Raw genomic sequence first — 3,868 nt, forward strand, 5'->3', positions numbered from 1 at the left:
ATGACCCGCAAAACCACCAACAGGAACCCGGAGCGCGGGTTGTCGATGCCCGCCCGTACAGTCCCTTCGTGTGGGCCGGAACCAGAGCAAAAAGTACAAGGCACACTACGCCCGTTTGATGGATGACGAATCAACTCGGTCACCCCGGCCCCTCCGGACTGACCACGACATCTGCGTAGCTGACCTCTTCAAATGCCCCCGGAAATAATGGAGCGGTGGAGGACCGGCTTACGGACACGGAGCCTCGTCCCATAAACCCCCGGAAGATGCCCTTCCATCGACCGTACCGAAACTCTTGGGGTCCGTAGACCCGCCACGTAGGACGGTTTTGGGTTCGTTTTCCCGGTTATCGTTGGTTGCTATGGAGAACAATGTGCCCGTTGAGGGTGCTCATCGGGTGGCGGTTCCGCCCCGTTGGCTGGTCTTGTTGGCTTTTGGCACTGTCTATCTTGTGTGGGGGTCGACCTACCTGGCGATCAAAATCATGGTCGAGACTGTTCCGCCGTTCCTCGGGGCTGGCCTGCGTTTCCTTGCCGCGGGATCTATTCTGGCCGCTTGGCTCCTCATGAAGAACGGCCCACAATCACTTCGCTTCACCCGGGCCCAGGCCAGGCCCCTGGTGCTGACGTCGTTGCTGTTGATCGTGGGCGGGCCAGGAATGACTACCGTGGCGGAACAGCACATCCCGTCGAACCTGGCAGCTCTGATCGCCGCGTCCGTACCAATCTGGGTCCTGCTCTGGGGTTTCTTGGCTGGTAACCGCTTGAGTAGGAGCGCCTGGTACGCAATGTTTACCGGATTCATCGGGGTCGGGCTGCTCGTGTTGCCGCGTCTAGTGGCTCCCTGGACGGGGTCATCCGAAGGAATCTGGCTCGGAGTTCTCCTCATGCTCATCGCCCCACTGTCCTACTCCGCGGGTTCCTTTCTCTCCAGTCGGCTGAGGCTGCCGCCCGGGATACTGACTACCAGTGCCTACCAAATGCTTTTTGGCGGGGTAGTCCTGACGGGCATATCAGCCGTGTTGGGGGAACTGGAAGGACCAGTACAGGCAAGCGCCGCCTCAGTGTGGAGCCTTGTCTACCTGATCGTTCCAGGATCCGTGCTCGCCTTCACCGCCTACGCCTGGCTGCTGCGTCACGTACCGGTCCATCAAGCGGCAACCTTCGCCTACGTCAATCCCCTGATCGCCGTAGCCTTGGGATGGCTGATCCTCGCAGAACCACTGTCCTGGACCACCCTGCCAGGCGCGATCCTCATCCTCGGCGCAGTCATTCACGCCGTAACCCCGCGCCGCAGCCCCGCCCCGACACAACCCGGACACCAGCACGAACAGTCCCGCCAAGACTGACACAACCCACACGTTTCCTCATAAGCTCCTGCACGCCCGGCTCCCGATCCCACCGCCGCGGCAAAACGCTTCCCCCGTACTGCCTGGAACCGGTCCCCTAAGAAGAGCGGCTTCACCTCACCCGGATCCGTCGCAACAGGTGCACTGGGGAAAGCGCCCGCTCAACCCCGAGATGGAAGGGCTAGCCGCGACGGTCCACCAGCGACGCCGCGTGAGGCCTTTCCTCCTTGCTCGTAACGATGGGTGCGTGAATGAACGGGCCGGGCTGGACGGGGCCCTGACCAGTGCGGGAATAGGCGCAGCATCTGCCGGGTTGTTGCCTGCACACCTGCGATGGTGAAGCTCATCCGAAGGAGAAAACCGCTTCATGGCAACTGATTACGACGAACCACGCGTCAGGGAAGAAGATCAGCCCGTCAATGAGTCGCTCGAAGCGATTCAGGCTCAGCGCAGCGCAACCACTCAGACAGCGGTCATCGACCTCGAGGATAGCGACACGGCTGAAGGCTTTGATTTACCCGGTGCTGATCTGTCGCACGAAGAGCTGCTCATCCAGGTCATTCCCGAGCAGGACGACGAGTTCACCTGCATGTCCTGTTTCCTGGTTCACCACCGCAGCCAGCTGGCGCGGGAAACCAGCGGCGACAGGTACTGCACGGAGTGTGAAGATTGAAGAACACCGCTTGGCGGCCTCGGCCCCCGCACCGCTTCTAGGAGGCCCACTCCTGTGCCCGCGGCAGGAGACCGCTTTGTGACATGACCCTTATGACCCCAGTTGAATCCACTGAACACCTCAGGAACCCGTCAAAGGAGCACCACGTGAAAGTACGAAACTCATTGAGCGCACTGAAGAAAATCCCGGGCTCCCAGGTCGTCCGACGCCGCGGACGGACCTTCGTCATCAACAAGAAAAACCCCCGCATCAAGGCACGCCAAGGCTAACCCCAGGCAACCGCAAACCCAACGAGAACCCGACGAGGGAGAGACAAAGATGAGCACCAAAAACGTCACCGATGCGTCGTTCGACGCGGACGTACTTCAGGCCACAAAACCGGTCATCGTAGATTTCTGGGCAGAATGGTGCGGACCATGCCGCAATGTCTCCCATCCTGGACGACATTGCCACTGAGCACGCAGGAAAAGTTGATGTCGTGAAGGTCAATGTAGACGATAATCCCGCGATCGCGGCCAAATACGGCATCACTTCCATCCCCGCCGTCTACGTCTTCAACAACGGCGAAATTGCGGCGACCTCGATCGGAGCGAAACCCAAACAGGTCCTCGAGCAGGAATTCGCGGCCTTCATCAGCTGACAGCTACAAACCAGCACTTGTAATCCACCCCGGATCCACCCCCACCGACAGTCTTTATCCCCGCGCTACACGAAATCGGTAGCGATTGTGGGCGCCTGAGACTAGCCCTCCTGGGCGCCCCACTTCATGGCCACGCACCCGCAGTCGTCTTGGCTTTACTGTCGCTTACTCTGTAAATCCAGCCATCCGGGAGATTCTGGGGCCGCGTGCTTCGCTGGCGGATGTCCGGGCTGGGGGTTCCTGTCGGGAGATTATCTAGGATGCTTGGGTTGGTTTGAAAACGTGGTCGTAGAGCACGCCGGTCGCTGTGGCCTGGACGAATTTGTTGACCAAATCCACGGTCCAGTCCTCCGCGGTCCAGGTGCCGGGCTTGTACAGCCCGAGGGCCGTGTTGAGCAGGACATCACCGGTGTAAACGACGGGGAAAACGACGGCGATTGCTTTGGCCCCATGCATGCCGGTGTGAGCTGTGACGCCGTAGGCCGAGCCCCACATGGTTCCCAGTGCGAAGTGGGTGACCCAGTTCAGCTGTTCGCGCCCCTGCTCGGTCGTTGGATGGATGGGCAGGATCCGTTCCGCGAAATCCGCCGGCGCGTAGCTGGTTTCACGTCCGGTCAGAGGCATCTCAACGAATTTCTGGAAGGCCGTCATCACCACGGTTCCGGCAACACCTGCCGCCATACCCCGAACGATCGATCCCATCATGGAAGACTTCTCTTTAGTAAGCATGCTGTCGATTATTGTCTTGCCTGGCAGTATCCGCAACCACCGCAGAAGCCAGTGGGGCCATCATTGATTGATGTTCCGTGGAGCTTCCGGCGGTATTACCGGGTAAGCAGCCCTCCCGGGGAAGGCTTCGCTGGCAGCTGTGTACCGGCCGGTGTTCGTTGGAAGCGGTGTTCATCGGAAGCGGTCCGTTGCGCGCAGGAGGATTTCGGTCGTTACGCCGAGCACGACGTGGGCGGCCAGGCCGCGTGCGTGTGCCTGCCAGGGATACCGGCCCGGTGCGGAGGCAATCCCGGTTAGCGGCGCGGCGGTTTCGTCCATGACCACAAACAGCGCCAGACCGTACAGGACACCGGATCCGGTGCGCACCGACGGTCGTATCCGGCGTACTGCACCGTAAAGGGCCCCGGGCAGCATGCCCAGAGCATAGTGAAACACGGTCGCGCCCGGTCCTGGCTGTTGGTCGGTCGGGCTCACCCCG

General features: G+C 60.8%; 5 protein-coding genes and 1 pseudogene. 4 read left to right on the top strand and 2 right to left on the bottom strand.

Annotated features, from left to right (window positions below; all coding sequences use genetic code 11):
* Positions 1-427: 427 nt before the first annotated feature.
* The 4 genes and pseudogenes from Y704_RS18370 to trxA all read left to right on the top strand — a co-directional run bounded on the left by Y704_RS18370 (position 428) and on the right by trxA (position 2,661).
* Positions 428-1,348: an EamA family transporter gene (locus tag Y704_RS18370; RefSeq protein ID WP_162149354.1), complete on the top strand. Its 921-nt coding sequence runs from the start codon at positions 428-430 to the stop codon at positions 1,346-1,348.
* A gap of 367 nt (positions 1,349-1,715) precedes the next feature.
* Entirely contained in the window at positions 1,716-2,021 is a 306-nt protein-coding gene (locus tag Y704_RS0102275) for a DUF4193 domain-containing protein (RefSeq protein WP_026548915.1), read from the top strand.
* 146 nt (positions 2,022-2,167) lie between these two features.
* The gene (ykgO, locus tag Y704_RS0102280; protein WP_026548916.1) at positions 2,168-2,290 is read left to right on the top strand and encodes a type B 50S ribosomal protein L36; all 123 of its coding nucleotides are present in this window, start codon (positions 2,168-2,170) and stop codon (positions 2,288-2,290) included.
* Positions 2,291-2,339: 49 nt separating this feature from the next.
* Positions 2,340-2,661, top strand: a pseudogene (gene trxA, locus Y704_RS18375) (thioredoxin).
* Positions 2,662-2,916: 255 nt separating this feature from the next.
* Here trxA and Y704_RS0102290 read toward each other — a convergent pair.
* Both Y704_RS0102290 and Y704_RS23115 read right to left on the bottom strand, forming a co-directional pair.
* The gene (locus Y704_RS0102290) at positions 2,917-3,390 is read right to left on the bottom strand and encodes a hypothetical protein (RefSeq protein WP_026548917.1); all 474 of its coding nucleotides are present in this window, start codon (positions 3,388-3,390) and stop codon (positions 2,917-2,919) included.
* Between the two features lie 171 nt (positions 3,391-3,561).
* On the bottom strand, positions 3,562-3,868 hold a 307-nt coding region (locus tag Y704_RS23115), incomplete at its 5' end, for a DUF1440 domain-containing protein (protein WP_026548918.1).

Source organism: Arthrobacter sp. Br18, assembly GCF_000520555.1.
Taxonomy (GTDB): domain Bacteria; phylum Actinomycetota; class Actinomycetes; order Actinomycetales; family Micrococcaceae; genus Arthrobacter_D.